Source organism: Streptomyces sp. CA189 (assembly GCF_056428985.1).
The window spans coordinates 126,148-145,577 of the sequence record NZ_JBWJVM010000010.1; the positions used below are offsets into that span (position 1 = coordinate 126,148).

Genomic DNA, 19,430 nt, shown 5'->3' on the forward strand with positions numbered 1-19,430 from the left:
GCATCCGGTCCTGCGGGGCCTGGGGATCAGGCCGCCGGCGCCGGGTAGGTCGGGTACTCGACTCCGGAGACGTACTGGACGACCCGGACGACCTGGCAGGAGTAGCCGAACTCGTTGTCGTACCAGAGGTAGAGGATCGCGTTGTCCCCGTCGACCTTGGTGGCGCCCGCGTCGACGATCGAGGCGTGGCGCGAGCCGATGAAGTCGCTGGAGACCGCGTCGGGCGCCGTGGTGAAGTCGATCTGGCGCTTGAGCGGCGAGGTCAGCGACACGTCGCGGAGGTAGTCGAGCACCTCTTCGCGGGTGGTCTCGCGGCCCAGGCGCAGGCTGAGGATCGCGATCGAGACGTCCGGCACCGGGACGCGGATCGAGCTGCCGCTGATCGGCGCCTTGAGCTCGGGCAGCGCCTTGGCGACGGCGGAGGCGGCGCCCGTCTCCGTCATGACCATGTTGAGCGGCGCGGAACGGCCGCGGCGGTCGGCGCTGTGGTAGTTGTCCAGCAGGTTCTGGTCGTTGGTGAACGAGTGGACGGTCTCCACGTGGCCGCGCAGAACGCCGTACTCGTCCGCCATCGCCTTCAGCGGCGGGACGATCGCGTTGGTGGTGCAGGAGGCGCAGGACAGGATCTGCTCGTCCGGCTTGATCGTGTCGTGGTTGACCCCGTGCACGATGTTCGGGACGTCGCCCTTGCCCGGAGCCGTCAGGACGACCTTGTCGATACCGGGGCGCAGGTGCTTGGACAGCCCCTCGCGGTCGCGCCACTTGCCGGTGTTGTCGATCAGGATGGCGTCCTTGATGCCGTACGCCGTGTAGTCGACCTCGGACGGGTCGTTGGCGTAGATCACCTTGATCTCGTTGCCGTTGGCGATGATGGTGCTGGTCGCCTCGTCCACGGTGATCGTGCCCTGGAACTGGCCGTGGATCGAGTCGCGGCGCAGCAGCGAGGCGCGCTTGACGAGGTCCGCCTCACCGCCGCCGCGGACGACGATGGCACGCAGGCGCAGGCCGTTGCCGGAGCCGGTCTTCTCGATGAGCAGGCGGGCGACGAGGCGGCCGATGCGGCCGAAGCCGTAGAGGACCACGTCGCGGCCCTCGCCGCGCTCGATCTTGTTGGCACCCGTGGCACCGGAGACGGCGCCGGCGGTGAACTCCTCCACCGACAGACCGCGGTCGTCCGCCGCGTACGACGCGGCGAGCATGCCGAGGTCGATCTGCGAGGGACCGAGGTCGAGGGTGGTCAGCGCCTGCAGGAACGGCAGGGTCTCGGTGACCGAGAGCTCCTCGCCGTCGATCTGGCGGGCGAAACGATGGGTCTTGAGAATGCTCACCACGGACTTGTTCACCAAGGAGCGGCTGTGCAGCAGGATCGTGACGTCCCGCTCCCGGTGCAGCTTGCCGATGATCGGGATCATCGACTCCGCGATCTTCTCGCGGTTCTTCCAGTTGGTGAACGAGTCGTCATTGACAGTCACAGAATTATCTTTCGAGCTAGGCGGCGCTCATATGCTAACCCGCGCGCGGATCGCTCCTTCAGGCACCCCCTGAGCTGACGGTCAGCCCTCCGCGCGCTGGGTCACGGGAGCGTTGCTCTCGTCGCCCAGGAACTCGTACCAGCGGCGCTGGAGGCACAGGTAGCGGGTGTCCGCCTCGGCGAGCGCGAGGAAGGAATCAACCGTGTCGCCCAGCCGCTCGCGCAGGCCCGGATCGGTCAGCTCGCCGTCCTCGCCGAAGGCCGAGTGCGCCATGGCGAGGCTGAACATGTCGGGGTACACCCGGGCCCCCAGGTGTTCGAGCGGGACGCGCAGCGCCCAGAGCCCGCGGTTCCCGCCGACCATCGACGGGGAGGCGGACACCAGCAGGGTCTGCTTGTCCTTGAAGGGCTGCGGCCGGAACCGGGACACCCAGTCGACGGCGTTCTTCAGGACGCCGGGCACGGAGGCGTTGTACTCGGGCGAGGCGATCACCAGGGCCTGCGCCGCCAGCAGCCGCTCGCGCAGCGCGGCTGCCCCCGAGGGCTGGCCGTCCGCCTGCTCGGCGTCTCCGTCGTAGGTGGGCATCACGAAGTCCCCGATCCGGGCGAGGTCCGCGACGGCGCCCGACCGCTCGACCTGACCGGCGACGAGCGCGGCCAGCCGGGCGTTCACGGAGCCCTCGCGGGAGGACCCCGCGAGGACGAGGACCCGTAGCGCTTCGGGACCGGTGGTGACGTTCAGGGGATCCGGGGCGGCCGGGTCCGTCGGGAACTTCGGGCTCTGGGACTGGTTCGCATCGGTCACGTGCGGGACCGTACGGGACCAGCCGGGGGTCACCGCGGCGCGGCGCACGGGCTGTCACCCGGACGGGGTCAGTTGGCGCCCCAGCCGCCGTCCAGGGGGAGCGAGGAGCCCGTCACGTAGCCGGTGTGCGGACCGCACAGCCACAGGGCGGCCGCCGCGACCTCCTCGGGCTCGATGAGCCGCTTGATCGGCGACCGGGTCAGCAGCACCTCGGAGACGACGTCCCCGGCGTCGATGCCGTGGGCGGCGGCCTGGTCCAGGATCTGCCCCTCGACCAGGGGGGTGCGGACGTAGCCGGGGCTGATGCAGTTGCTGGTCACCCCGTACGGGGCCCCCTCGATCGCGGTGACCTTGCTCAGCCCCTCCAGCGCATGCTTGGCCGCCACGTAGGCCGATTTGTACGCGCTGGCGCGCAGCCCGTGCACGCTGGAGATGTTGACCACCCGGCCCCAGCGGGCCGCGTACATGTGCGGCAGCACGTGGCGCAGCAGCAGGAAGGGTGCGGTGACCATCACCTGCTGGATCAGCGCGAAGCGCTCGGGCGGGAACTCGGTGATCGGGGCGACGTGCTGGAGCCCGGCGCTGTTGACCAGGATGTCGACGGCGGCGGGCAGCCCCCCGATGGCGCCGGGGTCGGCCAGGTCGACGACGTGGGCGTGGCCGCCGACGAGGCCGGCGACGGCCTCGGCCGCCGCCGCGTCGACATCGGCCACGTGCACGACGGCCCCGGCCTCGGCCAGGGCCACCGCGCACGCCCGGCCGATGCCGCTGCCGCCGCCCGTCACCAGGGCGACACGCCCCCGGGGGCCGGAGGGGGAAGGAAGTTCGCTCGTCATGTCCGGAAGCGTAGGGAGGGCCGCGGGCGGCGCCCACGGTGTCGCACCCCATACCCGGACCCGCCGGTATGGAGGCGGTCACCATGCGGTCACCGTGCGCCCCGACGGCGTACGCGACCGGGGGCGGCCGCGTCCTCAAGCGTCGAGCGGGCAACTGGTCAGCAGGGTCGCCGGGGTGGCCGACGGGTCCCGGGGGACGGTGCGGCCGAGCGGCGGCCGCACTCCGCGGCCGATCCAGTCCTCCAAGGCGGTGAAGGCGGCGCGATGGCAGGGCGTGAGGGGGCGCAGCCGGTCGGGGAAGGCGTCGACGAGCGAGTCCACGTGGGTGCCGCCCTCGATGCGGTAGTAGCGCAGCAAGGCGCCGCGGCCGGCCCGGCGGACCATCTCGGCGTAGACGTCGGAGTCCCGGGAGATGGGGAGCAGGACGTCGAGGGTGCCGTGCAGGGTGATCAGCGGTTTGCCGATCCGGCCGGTGAGCGCGATCCGCTGGACGGCGCGGCGGACCTCCGCGGGCCGGTCGGCGTAGGCGTAGTCGGCGTCACAGGCCGGGGTGCCGGGCGCGCAGAAGGGGGTTCCGGCCTCGGCCGGACCGTCGAAGCCCGGATCGAACTCCTCGCGGTAGATCCGCTGGGTGAGGTCCCAGTAGTAGCTGTGGTGGAAGGGCCACAGGAACTCCGAGCCGGCCGGGAATCCGGCTGCGAGCATCGCCTCGTGCGCCTGCCCGGCCTGCGGGCCGCCGGCCGCGTACGCGGGGTAGGCGGCCAGTGCCGGGGGCAGGAAGGTGAGGAGGCTGGGGCCGTCGGCCCGCCACAGGGTGCCCTCCCAGTCCACCCCGCCGTCGTACAGCTCCGGATGGTTCTCCAGCTGCCAGCGCACCAGGTAGCCCCCGTTGGACATGCCCGTGGCGAGGGTGCGGTCCGGGGCCCGGTGGTAGCGCTGCGCGACGACCGCGCGGGCGGCCCGGGTCAGCTCGGTGACCCGGGTGTTCCACTCGGCGACGGCGTCGCCCGGAGCCCGCCCGTCGCGGTGGAAGGCCGCGCCGGTGTTGCCCTTGTCGGTGGCGGCGAAGGCGTAGCCGCGCGCGAGCACCCAGTCGCCGATGGCCCGGTCGTTGGCGTACTGCTCGCGCACGCCCGGGGAGCCGGCGACGACGAGTCCGCCGTTCCAGCGGTCGGGCAGCCGGATGACGAACTGCGCGTCGTGGTTCCAGCCGTGGTTGGTGTTGGGAACGGCGGCCGGGGCGGCGGTGTCGGGGAAGTAGCCGTCGATCTGGATGCCCGGCACACCCGTGGGGACGGCCAGGTCCCTGGGGGTGAGCCCGGCCCAGTCGGCCGGATCGGTGTGCCCGGAGGCCGCGGTGCCGGCCGTCGTCAACTCTTCGAGACAGTCCGCCTGTTGGTGTTCGGCCCCCGGTACGTGAAGGCGGGCCAGGCGGGCGCAGTGCGTGTCGCTCCCGCCGGCGGCGGCCGGGGGAGCGGGGAGCGCCGGCAGGACCGAGGCCAGCAGGGCGACGGCCGCGGCGGCGGTGAGGGTGACGGAACGGATGGCCGGTGGCATGGGGGAGGCTCCAGGGCGCGTCGGGACGGGGCAGGGGGGTTCAGGGGCAGCCGGCGTCGGCGATGACGAAGTAGCCGGCGGGTGCCTCTTTGAGGGTGTGGGTGACGTAGAGGTTGTAGAGGCCGAGGTTCTGCCCCGAGCCCTTGGCGTACGCGTAGCTCCCGTCGGTCGTGGCCCGGCCCGCCTGTACCTGCTGGTAGTTGTTCGCCTTCCAGCAGGTGGCGGGCGCGCCGGTCGTGCTCGCCGTGAGCGGTGCGGAGCGGGCCCCGGCCGCCCCCGCCGCGTCGCGGGCCGCCACGGTCCACGTGTGACCCGTACCGGGGGCGAGGCCGCCGTCCGTGTGAGGTGGGCCGGTCGGGGTGGCGACCAGGATCCCGTCCCGGTGGACGGAGTAGTCGGCGGCGCCGGGCACCGGGTCCCAGGTGAGGGTGACGCTGGTGTCCCCGACGGCGGAGGCGGCCAGGCCGGAGGGCGCGGGCAGGGTGCCGGGGCCGGGGCCGGGGCCGGTCGTGGAGCCGTCCAGACCGAAGAACTCCGAGATCCAGTGGGCGGAGCAGATCGAGGCGAGGAAGTACGCCGCCCCCGTGTGCCCGCACTGCCCGGGAGCCGTGCCCGGATCGACCGGGGTGCCGTGCCCGATGCCCGGGACCCGGTCCACCTCGACGGCCACCGTGCCGTCGGCGGCCCGGTACTCCTCCTGGCGGGTCGCGTTCGGTCCGATGACGGAGGTGCGGGCAGGGGTCTGCGGGATCCCGTGCAACGCCGTCCACTGGTCACGCAGTTCATCGGCGTTGCGGGGAACGACGGTGGTGTCCGCGTCCCCCTGCCAGATCGCCACCCGGGGCCAGGGGCCGGACCACGCCGGATACGCCTCTCGGACCAACTGGGCCCAGGCCGCCGGGGATTTGTCCACCCCGGGGTTCATGCACGTGTAGGGGCTGGTCCCCTGGGCGCAGTCGTAGGGCAGCCCGGCGATCACCGCCCCGGCCGCGAACACGTCCGGGTAGGCCGCGAGCATCACGGACGTCATGGCGCCGCCGGCCGACAGGCCCGTGACGAAGGTGCGGGCGGGGTCGGTGCCTAGGCGTAGGCGACCATCTGCCGAGGGTGTGGGTTCCCGGCGTTGATGGTGTGCCGGTCGGTGTGGGGGTGGTCGGTCACTCGTTCGGGTGGGGTGTCCGCGTTCTGGGCCGTGGGGCGGGTTGTGGTTCTACGTTGTCGTGGTGACGACATTGGGGACAGCGATATCGGAGGAAGCCGGGCGTGCCCGGTTTACCTATCGGCTCCGTGTGTCGTCGACCGCGCTTGCCGCGCTGGTGGCGGAGTGGGACCGGTGCCGGTGGGTCTGGAACGAGTGCGTGGCCAAGTCGAAGCAGGTCCACGCCTTGAACCGGGCACGCGCGGAGGGTGAGGAGCGGCGGACGTGTGGTCCGGCGCAGCTCGACCGGATGCTGACCGAGGCCCGCACCCACGCTGTGTGGCTGCGGGAGGGGGCGAGTGTTCCGCAGCAGCAGCTGATTCGGGATTTCGGGAAGTCGCGGGCGAAGGCGCAGAAGGACGTCAAGGACAGGGTTCCGGTGCGGCAGCGGGCCGGTATGCCGGGGTGGAAGAAGAAGCGCGATGCGGATCCGAGCCTCAACTACACGAAGCGCGGGTTCCGGCTAAAGGACGGACGCCTGCACTTGGCGGGTGGGATCGTGCTGACGGTGGTGTGGTCGCGGGATCTTCCCTCCGATCCGTCGTCCGTGCGCGTCTACCGGGACAGTGTCGGCCACTGGTACTGCTCCTTCGTCGCTCCCGCACAGACTGAACCCCTACCCGGCACAGGACGGGTGATCGGTATCGACTGGGGCGTGGCCGAGACCGCGACGACTACCAGCGATGCCCATGATCTGCCGCACCCAAAACACGGCAAGAGGGTCGCGGTGAGGCTGGCCCGGTACCAGCGGATGATGGCGCGCCGCCGTGCCCCGCGGGGCAGGAAGCAGTCCAAGGGGTACCGGGTTGCACGGCGGCAGGCGGCGAAGCTGCACAAGAAGGTCGCCCGGCAGCGGCAGGACACCGCCCGTAAGTGGGCCAAGCGTGTGGTCCGCGATCACGATGCGCTGGCCGTCGAGGACTTCCGCCCCAAGTTTCTCGCCAGGTCCAGCATGGCGAGGAAGGCCGCTGACGCCGCCATCGGCGCCACCAAGACGGCTTTGGTCGAGATGGGTCGTAAGCACGGCCGGGTCGTGCACCTGGTACATCCCGCGTACACCACGATGGATTGCGCGCACTGCGGAGCGAGAGCCAAGCACGCACTGCCGCTAGGTATGCGCACCTACACTTGCACCGCGTGCGGAGCCGTATCTCCCCGGGATAAGAACTCCGCGCGCGTGATGCTCGTCCGGGCAGGTCTGAACCCGGTCGGTGTTGATCGTGGAAGACCCGACGAACCGCTGGTTCGTAAGGCAGCGTGAGCCGAAAATCCCCCAACGACCCTGAAGGAGAGAATGCCTCCCTTCAGGGAGGGGAGCATTCAAGTACGTACCGTCCGTCAGCTCGCGGGCGGCGCGGGCCGCCATCTGCTCACGTGTCAGAGCCATGTCACACGCCGCCTTGCTCGTCGGGGAGGAGGCCCGTCCGGACCGTGCGGCGTTCGACGCGCCGCTCCGCCGCCGGATCGCCGGGATGTACGTGGACCACCCGCTGGACGAAGATGCCCGGCAGGTGGACGCTGTCCGGATCCAGTGCGCCCGGCTCCACCAGCTCCTCCACCTCGGCGATGGTGATGCGCCCCGCCATGGCGGCGAGCGGATTGAAATTGCGGGCCGAGGAATGGAAGACGAGATTGCCGTGCCGGTCCCCGGCCGCGGCCCGGACCAGGGCGAAATCGGTGGTGATGCCCTCCTCCAGGAGGTACTCCCGGCCGCCCCAGCTCCGCAGCTCCTTGGGCGGCGAGGCCACGGCGACGCCCCCGTCGGGGCGGTAGCGCCAGGGCAGGCCGCCCTCCGCGACCTGCGTACCGGCACCGGCCGGGGTGTAGAACGCCGGGATGCCCGCGCCACCGGCCCGCATCCGCTCGGCGAGGGTGCCCTGCGGGACCAGCTCCACCTCCAGCTCGCCGCTCAGGTACTGCCGTGCGAACTCCTTGTTCTCGCCCACGTACGAGCTGGTCATCCGGGCGATCCTGCCCTCGCGCAGCAGCAGTCCCAGACCCCAGTCGTCCACCCCGCAGTTGTTCGACACCACCTCCAGGCCGCGCACCTCCGGGCGCTCCAGCAGCGCGCCGATCAGCACGCCCGGCACCCCGCACAAGCCGAAGCCGCCCACCGCGAGCGAGGCTCCGGCGGGGATGTCCGCCACCGCCCCGGCCGCGCTCGCGACCTCCTTGTCCAGCCCCATCGCACACCCTCCTCCGCCCGGCCCCGGGCCGCCGTCCACCCCGAACGGGCCGGCGCGCGGCCGGGCCGGCCCGACCGACCCTAGGAACCGCCGGCCCGCCCTGGCCATGGCGGCCGGGCACACACCGGACCGCCCCGCTGTGGGGCCCCGGCCCGGGGGAACCGGCGGAGCCGGGCACGCGTCACAGCCGTGCCGTGCCGTGCCGGAGAAGAGGGGGAACCGATGGTGCGTCGAACCACCCAGCGATGCCTGCGCGTCGTGAACGCGAGCCCGAGTGCGAAGGGGAAGGCCGGCCTGAACGCCGCCGTGGCCCTCGCCGTGAGCGCGGGCGCCGCAGCAGCCCTGCTCACCGGCTGCGAAAAGGCCGTCGTGGCCGACCCGGTGGATCCCGGTGCGGCGGCCGCCCGGCCCGTGCCGGCCGCGTCCTGCCCGGTGACCGACCCCGCCGCACCGCAGTCGCCGCCGGTGCTGATCGACGGCACCCCAGCCAACACCCCGGAGGGCGAACGGCTCTCGCAGGCCGTCGGGGAACAGGGCGACGGCGCCTTCGCCGACGTCTACTCCACCCAGATCGTCGACCACCCGGCGGGCCGGGTGGCCCTCTGCGTCACCGACCTCGCCCGCGGCCGGCTGCTCGTGGCAGCGGCGCACGCGGCGCACCCGGAAGCGGACCCGGCCCGGGTCGACCTGTACCTGAGCAGGTACGCGCACCGGACCCTCCAGGCCGCCGGAGACAAGCTCATCGGGCTGGACGCGGGATTCCCGGTCTACAGCGTCTCCGGCAGCCGGGGCGCGGCGGTGGAGGTCACTTCCACGCAGGAGGGCGCCGCGTCGGCGGCGTTCAAGGCGCGGCTGGAGAAGGCCACCGGGGGCATCCCCGTCACCGTCACGAAGGGCGAGCGGCCCACGACCCTGGAGGGTACGATGACCGCCGCTCCCTGACCTGACGGGCCCTGCCGGGCCCCCTCCCGGGCCCCCTCCCGGGCTTGGTCAGGCGCTCGCGGTGAGGGCCTCGGCCAGGGCCGCCGCGTAGGGGTGGGGACGGCGCCGTCGTGGCGACAGCACCCCTACGTGCCGTGCGGGGGAAGGGCGTTCGACCGGTACGACGGTCACGCGGTCGGCATCTCCCTCGCGATCCCCGTCCCCCGGCGGCAGGGCGACCCGGGGGATCAGCGCGACGCCGACGCCCGCCTCGACGAGGGAGCGCGCGAAGAAGTAGTCCGTGGTGGAAGCCGCCACCCGGAGGCCGAAGCCGGCCCGGTCCGCGTACCGGCGCAGGTACGCCTCCGTCTTGAGGCAGCCCAGCACCCAGCGGTCGGCGGCGAGTTCGGCGAGAGCGACCGACGCGCGCCCCGCGAGCCGGTGCCCCGGCGGCAGGACCAGCGCCAGCGGATCCTCCATCAGCGGCAGCCAGTCGAGCGCCGCCCCGGGAGGCAGCGGCAGCGGCCCGTCGAAGTGGTAGGTCAGCGCCAGATCGGCGGCGCCCGAGCGGACCATGGGCACCGCTTCCTCCGGTTCGGCCTCCAGGACCGTCAGCTCCACCTCCGGATGCGCGGCGACGAACGCGGCGAGCGCGCCCGGCAGCAGCCTCCGGCCGCCGCTCACGAAGGTGGCGACCGTCAGCCGCGGCCGCTCGGCGGTGACCCGGTCGATCTCGTGCCGCACCCGGTCGAGCTCGGCCGACACCGCCTCCGCCGCCTCCACCAGCAGCCGGCCCGGCTCGGTGAGCGTGATCCCGCGGGTACTGCGCACGGCGACGGGGTGACCGAGGGCGCGCTCCAGCGCCGCGATGTGCTGGGAGACGGCGGACGGCGTCAGGCGCAGCGCCCCGGCGGCCTTGTTGAAGCTGCCGTGCTCGGCCACGGCGCGCAGGATGCGCAGCCGCTGCACATCGATCATCAGTTTCCCTTACAACGCGATCAGCATTCCGGTAGTTCCGCTGGGGACGGTACAGCGGCAGAGTCCCGGACATGAAGAAGATCCTCGTCATCGGCGGCAGCCGCTACTTCGGAAAGCACCTGGTCGCCCTGGAGCGGGACGCCGGGAACGAGGTGAGCGTCCTCAACCGGGGCTCCGCGGCCCCGCCCCGGGGCGTCGGCCACCTGACCGCCGACCGGGAGGACGAAACGGGACTGCGGGCGGCGCTGGGGGAGCGCACCTTCGACGTGGTCTTCGACCAGGTCTGCTACACGCCCCGGCAGGCGGAGATCGCCCGCCGCGTCTTCGCCGGCCGCACCGGGCGGTACGTGATGACCTCGACGATGGAGGTCCACGACCCCGCGCCGCCCACCCCCGAGGCGCGCGCCTACGCCGAGGGCAAGCGGCGGGCCGAGGAGGTGCTGGGGGCGGAGCCCGCCTTCGGCCACGTGGCGGTCCGCGCCGCGCACGTACTCGGCGGCGGCCGGGCGGAGTTCACCGGCCGCCTCGCGCACTACGTGGAGCGGATCGGCGCCGGGATCCCGGTGGCCGTGCACGAGGCCCCGTACCCCACCTCCTTCATCCACCACCACGAGATCGCCCGCTTCCTGCACTGGGCCGGGCAGCGGGAGTTCACCGGGCCGGTGAACGCCGCCTCGCACGGGGAGCTCGACGTGCTCGGGCTGTCCGGGGCCGTCGCCGAGCGGGTCGGGCGGGCGCCGCTCCTGCGCACCGTCGCGGCCGGCTCCGAGGCCTCGCCGTTCTCCTTCGACCGGGCCTACGCGATGGACAACGGCCGGGCCGCCGCGCTCGGCTTCCGCTTCGGGAGGCTCACGGACTGGCTCCCGGAGGCCATCGGGGAGAGCGCCGCCGCACTCCGGGCGTAGGGGCCCCGGCCGTCCTGCGGCCGTTCGTGGGGATCTCACTATGATCATCGGCATGCACTCAGAGACCCGCCCGGGCCCGCGCGCCCTGCTGATCACCGGCACCGTCGGCGCCGGCAAGACCTCGGTCGCCGATGCCATCGGCGCGCGGCTCGGCGATGCCGGGACGGCGACCGCGGTCGTGGACCTGGACTGGCTGTGCCAGTCCTGGCCGGCCCCCGCGGACGATCCGTTCAACTTCGGCCTGCTGCTGCGCAACCTGCGCGCCGTGGCCCGCAACTACCTCGACGCCGGGGCCGGCCGGCTCGTCCTCGCCGGAGTGGCGGAGTCCCGGGAGGACCGCCTCCGGTTCGAGGAGGCGGTCGGGATCGACCTGTCGGTGTGCCGGCTCCGGGTGGCGATGCCCACGGTGCGCGAACGGCTGGCCCGCCGCCACGCCGAGGACCCCGAGGGGCTCCGCTGGCACCTGGACAGGTCCGGCGAACTGGACGGCATCCTCGAACGGGCCCGGGTCGAGGACTTCGTCGTGGACGCCACGGACACTCCGGTCCGGGCCACCGCCGAGGCCGTGCTCCGGGCAGCCGACTGGCCCTTCGAGGTCGTCCCGTAACGACCGGACGCACGTGAGATGTCTCTCATGCCGGCGCCGAAGGCCCCGCCGGTGCCGGGGCGGCGAAAAGGTTGGTGCGCGGGGCCGAGGGGACCGGGTAACGTCTTTGTCATGTTCTTCCAGACGCCGATTTACGAGTGAGAGCGTGACGGGCCCCTGCTGACGTCCTTCGACGTCGCCGCCCGTCCCCCACCGACGCATCCGTAGATCACTTCACATCATTGACCGGGAGAACCCGTGACCGTGAGCAAGAACATCAACAACCCCGTGGGCCAGGGCGGCGGCCAGCGCAAGCGGCAGTCCCGCGCCGAACGGCAGAACAACGGCCCCCACCGCAACCTCGACCGCCAGGGCGCGGCCGACCAGCGGGCAGAGCTGTTGCGCAAGATGCGCGAGAAGGCGGGCGCGGCCGAGGGCGCCGGGCAGACGGGCGACGACACCGCACAGAGCTGACGCACCGCCGCCGCAGGGCGGCACCGCACGGGGCAGGGCCCGGACCGCGACGCGCGGTCCGGGCCCTGCTGCCGTACCGTGCGCCACCAGCGCCGTTCCCCGTGCGCGGCCCCCGGCGGCTAACGGTCCCCGGTGCGGCGCTCCAGGGGAGTTGCTACCGCCGAGTTGTTCACACTGAAGGTGACGCTGCCCGCCCGGTAGCGGTCGTCGGACCACTCGATGGGGCGACCCGTCCGGGTCGCGGAGACGTGCCGCTGGCGCAGCAGCGGGCTGCCGCGGCGGATTTCCAGCAGCCGGGCGTCCTCGCTGCCGGCGGGGAGTGCGTCGATGAGGTGCTCACCGTAATGGGCGACGATGCCGGAGCCGTCGGCCAGCCCGTCCATCACCGAGCGGCAGTCCTCGGGCATCGCCTCCACCGCCGCCGCGACCCAGTCGGCGTAGGCCGTCCGTTCGACCATCGTCGGCTCCCCGTCGAGCAGCCGGAGCCGCAGCACGGCCAGGATCTCCGTGCCTTCCGGCAGGGCCAGCCGGTCCGCCTCCTCGGCGGTGGCAGGGCGGCGGGTGCGCGACAGGAACCGGCTCGCGGCCTGGTGGCCGACCCCCTCGGCCCACTGGGCGAAGCTGTTCAACTCGCCGAAGCTGTGCTTGCGCTCGTGCCGCAGGACGATCCTGCGGGCCCCCTGCCGGGAACCGATCAGCCCCTCGGCGGCGAGCGTCGCCACGGCCTGGCGGACGGTGCCGCGGGAGGCCGACCAGCGCGCCGCCAGATCGCTCTCCGAGGGCAGTTGGGCGCCCACCGGGTACTGGCCGGAGAGGATCGACCGGCGCAGCGCCTCGGCGATCTCCAGATACCGCACTGTAGCCATGCTGTCCTGTTCCCCCTTGCGTGGATGTGTGCACCGGCCCTGCTGCCCGGTGCCCGTCGCGGCCGCTCAAGCCTAGGCCGTTCCGGTCCTGAAGATCATCTTGAGGGCTGTCCGGCACGGTTGTGCCCGGCCGGTCTCCGGTCTTCGTCGAGACGTGCTCCACGGGACAGCCGCCGTTCACCGTCCGTACAGCGACCCAGGGCGAACTGGAGCCAACTTGTTCAGACAAGTGAACCCACCCTCCAAGCGTTCTTCATGCGTTTTCGTCTCCGGGAGAGACCGTGCTCAGTTCCTCCGCCCGTCGCGGTGCGGCCGTTCTGCTCAGTGCCGCCGTGCTCACCACGCTCAGCGCGTGCGGCGCCGCACCCGACCAGTCCGCCGGCTCCGCCGGTGGCGACGGCAAGAACAAGATCCAGCCCGGCGCGGCCACCTCGGTCGCCGATTTCGGCGGCCTGGAGGGCCTTGTCGCGGCCGCCGAGAAGGAGGGCGAGCTCAACGTCATCGCGCTGCCCGCCGACTGGGCGAACTACGGCGAGATCCAGAAGGCGTTCCAGGCGAAGTACCCCAAGGTCAAGATCAACGCCGAGAACCCGGACGCCTCCAGCGCCGACGAGATCGCCGCCGTGAAGTCCCGCAAGGGCCAGACCCGCGCCCCCGACGTCCTGGACCTCGGCATCGCCTTCGCCCGCAGCGGCGCCGCCGAGAACCTCTTCGCCCCGTACAAGGTCACCGCCTGGGACCAGATCCCCGCCGCCCAGAAGGACGCGGACGCCCGCTGGTACAACGACTACGGCGGCTACGTCTCCATCGGCTGCGACGCGGCCCGCATCCCGAACTGCCCGAACTCCTTCGCGGACCTGGCCAAGCCCGAGTACAAGGGCAAGGTCGCCCTCAACGGCAACCCGACCAAGTCCGGCTCCGCCTTCGGCGGCGTCTACGCGGCGGCCCTCGCCAACAAGGGCTCCTTCGCGGACATCCAGCCCGGCATCGACTTCTTCGGCCAGCTGAAGAAGAGCGGCAACTTCATCCCCGTCGAGTCCACCCCGGCCACCGTCGAGAAGGGCGAGACCCCCATCTCGATCGACTGGGACTACCTGAACGCCGGCTACGCCGAGCAGTTCAAGGGCAAGGGCGTCGACTGGCAGGTGGCCATCCCCACCGACGGCGTCTACGCCCAGTACTACTCGCAGGCCATCAACAAGGACGCCCCGCACCCCGCGGCCTCCCGCCTGTGGATGGAGTTCCTGTACAGCACCGAGGGCCAGAACCTGTGGCTGAAGGGCTACGCCCGCCCCGTGCTGCTGCCCGCCATGACCCAGGCCGGCACCGTCGACAAGGAAGCCGTCACCAAGCTCCCGCAGGTCCAGGGCACCCCGACCTTCCCGGCTTCCACCGAGCTGGACAAGGCCAAGGCCACCCTCTCCGAGAAGTGGGACAAGGCCCTCAGCTGATGTCCGCCTCCACCACCACCCCCCACTCGAAGGGGACCGCCGGCGGCCTCGCCACCCGCCGCCGGCGGCGCGGCCCGCGCACCTGGCTCGCCGCCCTCCCGCTCCTCGCCTTCACCGGACTGTGCTTCGGCGTCCCGCTGGGCGCCATCGCCTTCGGCGCGGTCACCCGTACGAACCCGGTCAGCGGGGCCACCGAAGCGACCAGCGAGCACCTGGCCCGCTCGCTCCAGGGGCCCTACCTCGGCTCGCTCGTCGGCAGCGTCCAGCTCTCCGCCCTCACCGCACTCGTGGCCGGGGTGCTCGGCGTCCTCATCGCGCAGGCCGTCGTCACCTCTCCCTCCCGCGCCCTGCGCGGAGCGACGCTGACCGCCTCGGGCGTCCTCGCCAACTTCGGCGGGGTCCCGCTCGCCTTCGCGTTCATCGCCACCGTCGGGATCTCCGGGGTCGTCACCCAGCTCGCCGACCTGACCGGCCTCGGCTGGAACCTGTACTCCTTCACCGGCCTCACCGTGGTCTACCTCTACTTCCTGACCCCGCTCATGGTGCTGGTGACCGTCCCCGCGCTGGACGGACTGCGCCCGCAGTGGCGCGAGGCCGCCCAGAACAACGGGGCGAGCACATGGCAGTTCTGGCGCCACGTCGGCCTGCCCGTCCTCGCGCCCTCCCTGCTCGGCGGGTTCGTGCTGCTCTTCGGCACGGCCTTCGCCGCGCACGCCACGGCCGCCGCACTCGTCGGCGGCTCCGTCCCGCTGGTCACGCTGAAGATCGCGGACGCCCTGTCCGGGAACGTGCTGACCGGCCAGGAGAACGTGGCCCTGGCCCTCGGCCTCGACATGATCGTGATCGCCGGCCTGGTCATGGCGGTCTACCTGCCCCTCCAGCGACGGAGCGCCCGATGGCTGCGATGACCCCGACGCCCGCCCCGAACGACAGGGCCGCCCCGGCGGCTGCGAACGCCACCGCCGTTGCGGCTCCCGCGGCCGCCGCCCCGGCCGCCGGTCCGGCCGCCGCGGGCCCGGACGGGCAGCGGGACCGGCAGGAACCCCCGGCCCGCGCACCGCGCCGGCCGCGCCCCCGCTCCCGGCCCCGGGTATGGCGCGGAGCCGTGCTCGCGCTCGCGGGCGCGTACTTCGTCCTCCCGCTCCTCGCCTCCTTCGTGTTCACCGTGCACGTCCCCGGCCAGGGCGTCAGCTTCGAGGCGTACACCCAACTGCTCTCCGCCGAAGGGTTCACCGAGAGCCTGCTGCTCTCGCTGGGCCTCGCCGCCGCGACCATCGCCGCGTCGCTGCTCCTCGCCGTGCCCGCGCTGGTCGCCGTACGCATCGGCTCGCCGCGCCTGCGCCCGGTCGTGGAGGTGATGTGCATGATGCCGCTGGTCGTGCCGCCGATCGCGCTGGTCACCGGGATCACCACGGTGCTGCGCTGGGGTCCCGAACACCTCTCCAGGACCGCGCTCTACCAGACCTTCCTCGCGGTCCAGAACCCGGACTTCCCCGTCGTCCTGGTCCTCGCCTACACCGTGCTCGCCCTGCCCTTCGTCTACCGCTCCCTCGACGCGGGACTGCGCGCCGTCGACGTCCCGACCCTGGTCGAAGCCGCCCGGAGCTGTGGCGCGAGCTGGCCGTACGTGGTCCTGCGCGTGATCCTGCCGAACCTGCGGGCCGCCCTGGCCGGAGCCGGGTTCCTCACGCTGGCCCTGGTCCTCGGCGAGTTCACGATCGCCTCGCTGCTCGGCTTCCAGCCCTTCGCCGTGTGGATCGTGTCGATCTCCGGAGCGCACGCCCGCATGTCGGTGGCCGTCTCCGTCCTCAGCCTCCTCATCACCTGGTTGCTGCTGCTCCTCCTCTCCCGGGCCGGTACCACCCCCGCTACCGTGTCTCCCGGCCCCTCGCGCACCTCCCGCACCTCCCGCACCTCCGGCAAGGAGTCCTGACCCGCATGTCCCTCACCCTTCCCGAGGCCAGGCAGCCCGCGGAAAGCGAAGCGGCCCCCGGCGGAGCGCGCGTCGAATTCCGTGGCCTGCGCCGGGCGTTCGGCTCCACCGTCGCCCTCGACGGACTCGACCTCACCATCGAGCCCGGCGAACTCGTCGCCCTGCTCGGCCCGTCGGGCTGCGGAAAGACCACGGCGCTGCGCGTGGTCGCCGGCTTCGAACAGCCCGACTCAGGCGAAGTGCTGCTCGACGGACAGGACATCACGCGGATCCCGGCCAACCGCCGTGACGCCGGGATGGTGTTCCAGTCGTACAGCCTCTTCCCGAACCTCAACGCCCGCGACAACGTCTCCTTCGGCCTGCGCGTCCGCAAGGTCGGCGCGGCCGCGCGCCGCGAGCGCGCCGCCGAACTCCTCGACCTGGTCGGCCTGCCCGACCACGGCGACCGCTACCCGCACCAGATGTCCGGCGGCCAGCAGCAGCGCGTCGCGCTCGCCCGCGCCCTCGCCCTGCGCCCCCGGGTCCTGCTGCTCGACGAGCCGCTCTCCGCGCTCGACGCGAAGGTACGGGTCAGCCTGCGCGAGGAGATCCGCCGGCTCCAGCTCTCCCTGGGCATCACCACCGTGTTCGTCACGCACGACCAGGAGGAGGCCCTGTCCATGGCCGACCGGGTCGCCGTGCTCAACGCGGGCCGCCTGGAGCAGTGCGCCGCCCCCGCCGAGCTGTACGAACGGCCCGCGACCCCCTTCGTCGCCGAGTTCGTCGGCACCATGAACCGCCTCCCCGGACGCCTGGCCGGCTCCGGCACGGTCGAGGTGGCCGGCTCCCGGCTGCCGGTGGACGGCCCGGTGCCTTCGACCTCCGATGTCGAGGTCCTCGTACGCCCCGAGAACATCACGGTGACGGCGGCCGCAGAGGGCGCCGAGGGCGCGGCCACCGTCGTATCGGCCTCGTTCTTCGGCTCGGTGACCCGGCTCCACCTGGATCTGCCCGACGGCACCCGGATCAAGGCCGACCTGCCCTCGCGCGAGGCCGGAGCCCTCGCACCGGGCGCGCGGGCGGCCGTGGGCCTGGCCGAACGCCCCGTCCTCGTCGTCGCCACCGCGGCCGCCACGGCCGCGGCCACCGCCTCAGACCCGGGGGAAGCTTCATGACAGAACTCGCCGCCGTCCTCTTCGACATGGACGGCACCCTCGTCGACACCGAGGTCCTGTGGTGGTCCACCGCCGAGGAGATCGCCGCGGACCTCGGATACGCGCTGACCCAGGAGGACGCGCCCGAGGTGGTCGGCCGGGCGGTGGAGGACACCGCCGCACACCTCGTACGGGTCTCCCGCGCCGGGGACCCGGCGGAGGTGGCCGAGGCGCTGACCGGGAACTTCTTCCGCCGCGTCGAGGAGGGCGCTCCGATGCGGCCGGGCGCACAGGCCCTGCTGACCGCCCTGCAGGCGGAAGGCGTACCGTTCGCCCTGGTCAGCGCCTCACCGCGGGTGGTCGTGGACTCGGTGGTCGGCGGCTCCCTGGCCCACGTCCCCTTCGCCTTCACGCTGTCGGCGGACGACACCACCCTGACGAAGCCGCACCCGGACCCCTACCGGGCGGCCGCGGAGCGGCTGGGCGCGGCCCCCGGGGCGTGCGTGGCGGTCGAGGACTCCCCGGACGGCGCGGCCTCGGCGGAGGCCGCGGGCTGCGGACTCTTGGTGGTCCCCTCCTTGCTCCCCGTCCCGGCCTCGCCGGTACGCACCTTCGCGCCCTCCCTCGCCGAGGTGACCCCGGCCACCCTCCGGGGCTGCCTGGTGCCCGCACCGAGGTCCTGAAGTGCCCCGGTGCCGGGCCCGGCCGGGCCCGGCACCGGGGTTGGAGCCAGGTCCGGAGTCAGGGCCCGGAGTCACGGCCCGGAGTCAGGGCCCGGGAGACAGCAGGGACCGCGTCAGGGCGAAGGCCGCCGAGGCCGTCGACAGCAACGTGTTGATCCTGGCGAGGACCCGTTCCGCCCTGTCGGAGTCCTGCGCCCCGACCGCCGAGGCCAGGTCGTCGGCGTACTCCTGCGCCCGGACGGCCTCGGCGGGCTCCGCGCTGAGGGCATCCGTCCGGAGCGCGTCGATCAGCTGCCGGTGGGAGACGTCGTGCTGGTCCCCGCGGTTGCCGATGCCCCCGTGGGCCACCGCCTGCGGGCTGTTGACGTTCGCCACCACGAAACCGCCCTGCGACGCGGAGATGTTCACCCCGTCACCCCCTCCTGACCACATGAAGTTCTGCCGGTACTCGGTGAAGCCCCTTTTCGTCACGCTGTACACGCCGAAGCGCCAGCCGCGGACCTTGACCAGCCCGAGCCTGACCGGTTCTCCGAGCACGGCCCGGGCATCGGCCCTGTTCCAACCGCGGCCCGCGAAGTAGTCCGCCATGTCCACCGCGTGCCCGTGATCGTTGACCCGCCGGCACAGCTCCCGGAACGCCTGTTTCTGGTACGTGTCCACCTGCCCCGAGGTCAGCGTGGGCGCGGGCAGCCGCGCTCCGTGGACCGCCCCGCGGGCCCATGTGAACAGCCCGCGCACCGCCAGGACGAGCAAGAAGATCAGGACGAGCTGTTCCGCTGTCAGTGTCACCAGCCTCCCCCCAAGCATGCGTGCACCACGTAAGTTGGCGCATTTTAGGGGGAGTTGGAGCCGGATGAACATGTCTTCTCCGGCCACATCGGCGTCGGGCCGTGAGGCGGCCGGGCCATCGGCCGTCAGGCTGTCAGGTCGAGCAGGTTCAGGATTCCGTCCGCGTAGGCGGCCGATTCGGAGCCGGGGCACCGGGCCACCGTCTCGCGCAGTCCGGGCAGGCCGGAGCGGATGTGCGCGGCGCACTGGCCGTACAGGCCGGCCTCGTGCGAGGAACCGTCGTCCTCGGCGCCGAGGAGGCGCAGCAGTGCCCACAGCAGGGCCTCGCGCGTCGACTGCCGGGGCGGGCCGGCGAACCAGACGGCCATCAGGACCCCGCACACCGCCGGGGCGGGCGGTCGCAGCACTCCGGTGTGGAAGGCGTGGCCCTCCAGGGCGCGGAACGCGGCCGGGTGTCCCTCGGCCGCGTCCCACAAGGTGTCCGGGAGATGACCGAGGTGACCGGCCGGGCGGCCGCAGCCGCATTCGACGGCGTTCCAGTCGTGCCGGGCGATCTCCCGGGCCACCGCGTCGGGCACCAGCGGGCTGGTGCGGGGCTGCTTTTCCGTCGTTCTCACGGGAGAAGTATGGGATCAAGCCGGTGGCCCGTCCAGAGCGG

Annotated in this window: 19 protein-coding genes and 1 pseudogene; 10 read left to right on the plus strand and 10 right to left on the minus strand. The window is 72.7% G+C overall.

The window, feature by feature from the left end; translation table 11 throughout:
• Positions 1-26: 26 nt before the first annotated feature.
• From AC061S_RS11235 to AC061S_RS11255, 5 genes and pseudogenes are all read right to left on the minus strand, one after another.
• Complete coding sequence (locus AC061S_RS11235; protein ID WP_478685734.1) at positions 27-1,472, minus strand: glyceraldehyde-3-phosphate dehydrogenase; 1,446 nt, start codon at positions 1,470-1,472, stop codon at positions 27-29.
• An 81-nt stretch (positions 1,473-1,553) separates the two neighbouring features.
• Positions 1,554-2,213 carry an NADPH-dependent FMN reductase gene (locus AC061S_RS11240; RefSeq protein WP_478685790.1) on the minus strand — a complete coding sequence of 220 codons (660 nt, stop codon included), beginning with the start codon at positions 2,211-2,213 and terminating at the stop codon, positions 1,554-1,556.
• A gap of 131 nt (positions 2,214-2,344) precedes the next feature.
• Positions 2,345-3,112, minus strand: coding sequence for a 3-hydroxybutyrate dehydrogenase (locus AC061S_RS11245; RefSeq protein ID WP_478685735.1), 768 nt, complete (start codon positions 3,110-3,112; stop codon positions 2,345-2,347).
• A gap of 135 nt (positions 3,113-3,247) precedes the next feature.
• A complete protein-coding gene (locus tag AC061S_RS11250) occupies positions 3,248-4,669 on the minus strand; it encodes a 3-hydroxybutyrate oligomer hydrolase family protein (protein WP_478685736.1) in 1,422 nt (473 codons plus the stop codon).
• 40 nt (positions 4,670-4,709) lie between these two features.
• Positions 4,710-5,741 (minus strand): annotated as a pseudogene (locus tag AC061S_RS11255) (extracellular catalytic domain type 1 short-chain-length polyhydroxyalkanoate depolymerase); the annotation flags it as partial.
• A gap of 172 nt (positions 5,742-5,913) precedes the next feature.
• Between AC061S_RS11255 and AC061S_RS11260 the strand changes: the two are divergent.
• Complete coding sequence (locus AC061S_RS11260) at positions 5,914-7,128, plus strand: RNA-guided endonuclease InsQ/TnpB family protein (RefSeq protein WP_478685791.1); 1,215 nt, start codon at positions 5,914-5,916, stop codon at positions 7,126-7,128.
• A 127-nt stretch (positions 7,129-7,255) separates the two neighbouring features.
• On the opposite strand, the gene AC061S_RS11265 is transcribed toward AC061S_RS11260, so the two are convergent.
• Positions 7,256-8,053, minus strand: a complete 798-nt coding sequence (locus tag AC061S_RS11265) for a CoA transferase subunit A (protein ID WP_478685737.1) — start codon at positions 8,051-8,053, stop codon at positions 7,256-7,258.
• Positions 8,054-8,275: 222 nt separating this feature from the next.
• Between AC061S_RS11265 and AC061S_RS11270 the strand changes: the two genes are divergently transcribed.
• On the plus strand, positions 8,276-8,995 hold the full coding sequence (locus AC061S_RS11270; RefSeq protein WP_478685738.1) for a hypothetical protein: 720 nt from the start codon (positions 8,276-8,278) through the stop codon (positions 8,993-8,995).
• A gap of 48 nt (positions 8,996-9,043) precedes the next feature.
• Here the strand turns inward: AC061S_RS11270 and AC061S_RS11275 are convergent, their stop codons facing one another.
• Positions 9,044-9,952, minus strand: a complete 909-nt coding sequence (locus AC061S_RS11275; protein WP_478685739.1) for a LysR family transcriptional regulator — start codon at positions 9,950-9,952, stop codon at positions 9,044-9,046.
• Positions 9,953-10,023: 71 nt separating this feature from the next.
• Here AC061S_RS11275 and AC061S_RS11280 point away from each other — a divergent pair, with 71 nt between their 5' ends.
• The 3 genes from AC061S_RS11280 to AC061S_RS11290 all read left to right on the plus strand — a co-directional run bounded on the left by AC061S_RS11280 (position 10,024) and on the right by AC061S_RS11290 (position 11,917).
• Entirely contained in the window at positions 10,024-10,857 is an 834-nt protein-coding gene (locus AC061S_RS11280) for a Rossmann-fold NAD(P)-binding domain-containing protein (RefSeq protein WP_478685740.1), read from the plus strand.
• A gap of 52 nt (positions 10,858-10,909) precedes the next feature.
• On the plus strand, positions 10,910-11,464 hold the full coding sequence (locus AC061S_RS11285; protein WP_478685741.1) for an AAA family ATPase: 555 nt from the start codon (positions 10,910-10,912) through the stop codon (positions 11,462-11,464).
• Positions 11,465-11,701: 237 nt separating this feature from the next.
• Positions 11,702-11,917 (plus strand): DUF6243 family protein, encoded by a 216-nt coding sequence (locus AC061S_RS11290; RefSeq protein WP_478685742.1) that lies wholly within the window; start codon positions 11,702-11,704, stop codon positions 11,915-11,917.
• Positions 11,918-12,036: 119 nt separating this feature from the next.
• Here the strand turns inward: AC061S_RS11290 and AC061S_RS11295 are convergent, their stop codons facing one another.
• Entirely contained in the window at positions 12,037-12,783 is a 747-nt protein-coding gene (locus tag AC061S_RS11295; protein WP_478685743.1) for a GntR family transcriptional regulator, read from the minus strand.
• A 281-nt stretch (positions 12,784-13,064) separates the two neighbouring features.
• Between AC061S_RS11295 and AC061S_RS11300 the strand changes: the two genes are divergently transcribed.
• The 5 genes from AC061S_RS11300 to AC061S_RS11320 are packed head-to-tail and all read left to right on the plus strand — an operon-like array spanning position 13,065 to position 17,983.
• The gene (locus AC061S_RS11300; RefSeq protein WP_478685744.1) at positions 13,065-14,234 is read left to right on the plus strand and encodes an ABC transporter substrate-binding protein; all 1,170 of its coding nucleotides are present in this window, start codon (positions 13,065-13,067) and stop codon (positions 14,232-14,234) included.
• Complete coding sequence (locus AC061S_RS11305) at positions 14,234-15,142, plus strand: ABC transporter permease (RefSeq protein ID WP_478685745.1); 909 nt, start codon at positions 14,234-14,236, stop codon at positions 15,140-15,142. Before AC061S_RS11300 ends, AC061S_RS11305 begins: the two co-directional genes overlap by 1 nt.
• Positions 15,130-16,167, plus strand: coding sequence for an ABC transporter permease (locus AC061S_RS11310; protein ID WP_478685746.1), 1,038 nt, complete (start codon positions 15,130-15,132; stop codon positions 16,165-16,167). Before AC061S_RS11305 ends, AC061S_RS11310 begins: the two co-directional genes overlap by 13 nt.
• A 5-nt stretch (positions 16,168-16,172) precedes the next feature.
• The gene (locus tag AC061S_RS11315) at positions 16,173-17,321 is read left to right on the plus strand and encodes an ABC transporter ATP-binding protein (protein ID WP_478685747.1); all 1,149 of its coding nucleotides are present in this window, start codon (positions 16,173-16,175) and stop codon (positions 17,319-17,321) included.
• The gene (locus tag AC061S_RS11320; protein ID WP_478685748.1) at positions 17,318-17,983 is read left to right on the plus strand and encodes an HAD family hydrolase; all 666 of its coding nucleotides are present in this window, start codon (positions 17,318-17,320) and stop codon (positions 17,981-17,983) included. Before AC061S_RS11315 ends, AC061S_RS11320 begins: the two co-directional genes overlap by 4 nt.
• Positions 17,984-18,067: 84 nt before the next feature.
• Here the strand turns inward: AC061S_RS11320 and AC061S_RS11325 are convergent, their stop codons facing one another.
• A complete protein-coding gene (locus AC061S_RS11325) occupies positions 18,068-18,772 on the minus strand; it encodes a hypothetical protein (protein WP_478685749.1) in 705 nt (234 codons plus the stop codon).
• A gap of 125 nt (positions 18,773-18,897) precedes the next feature.
• Complete coding sequence (locus AC061S_RS11330) at positions 18,898-19,389, minus strand: hypothetical protein (RefSeq protein WP_478685750.1); 492 nt, start codon at positions 19,387-19,389, stop codon at positions 18,898-18,900.
• Positions 19,390-19,430: the final 41 nt, after the last annotated feature.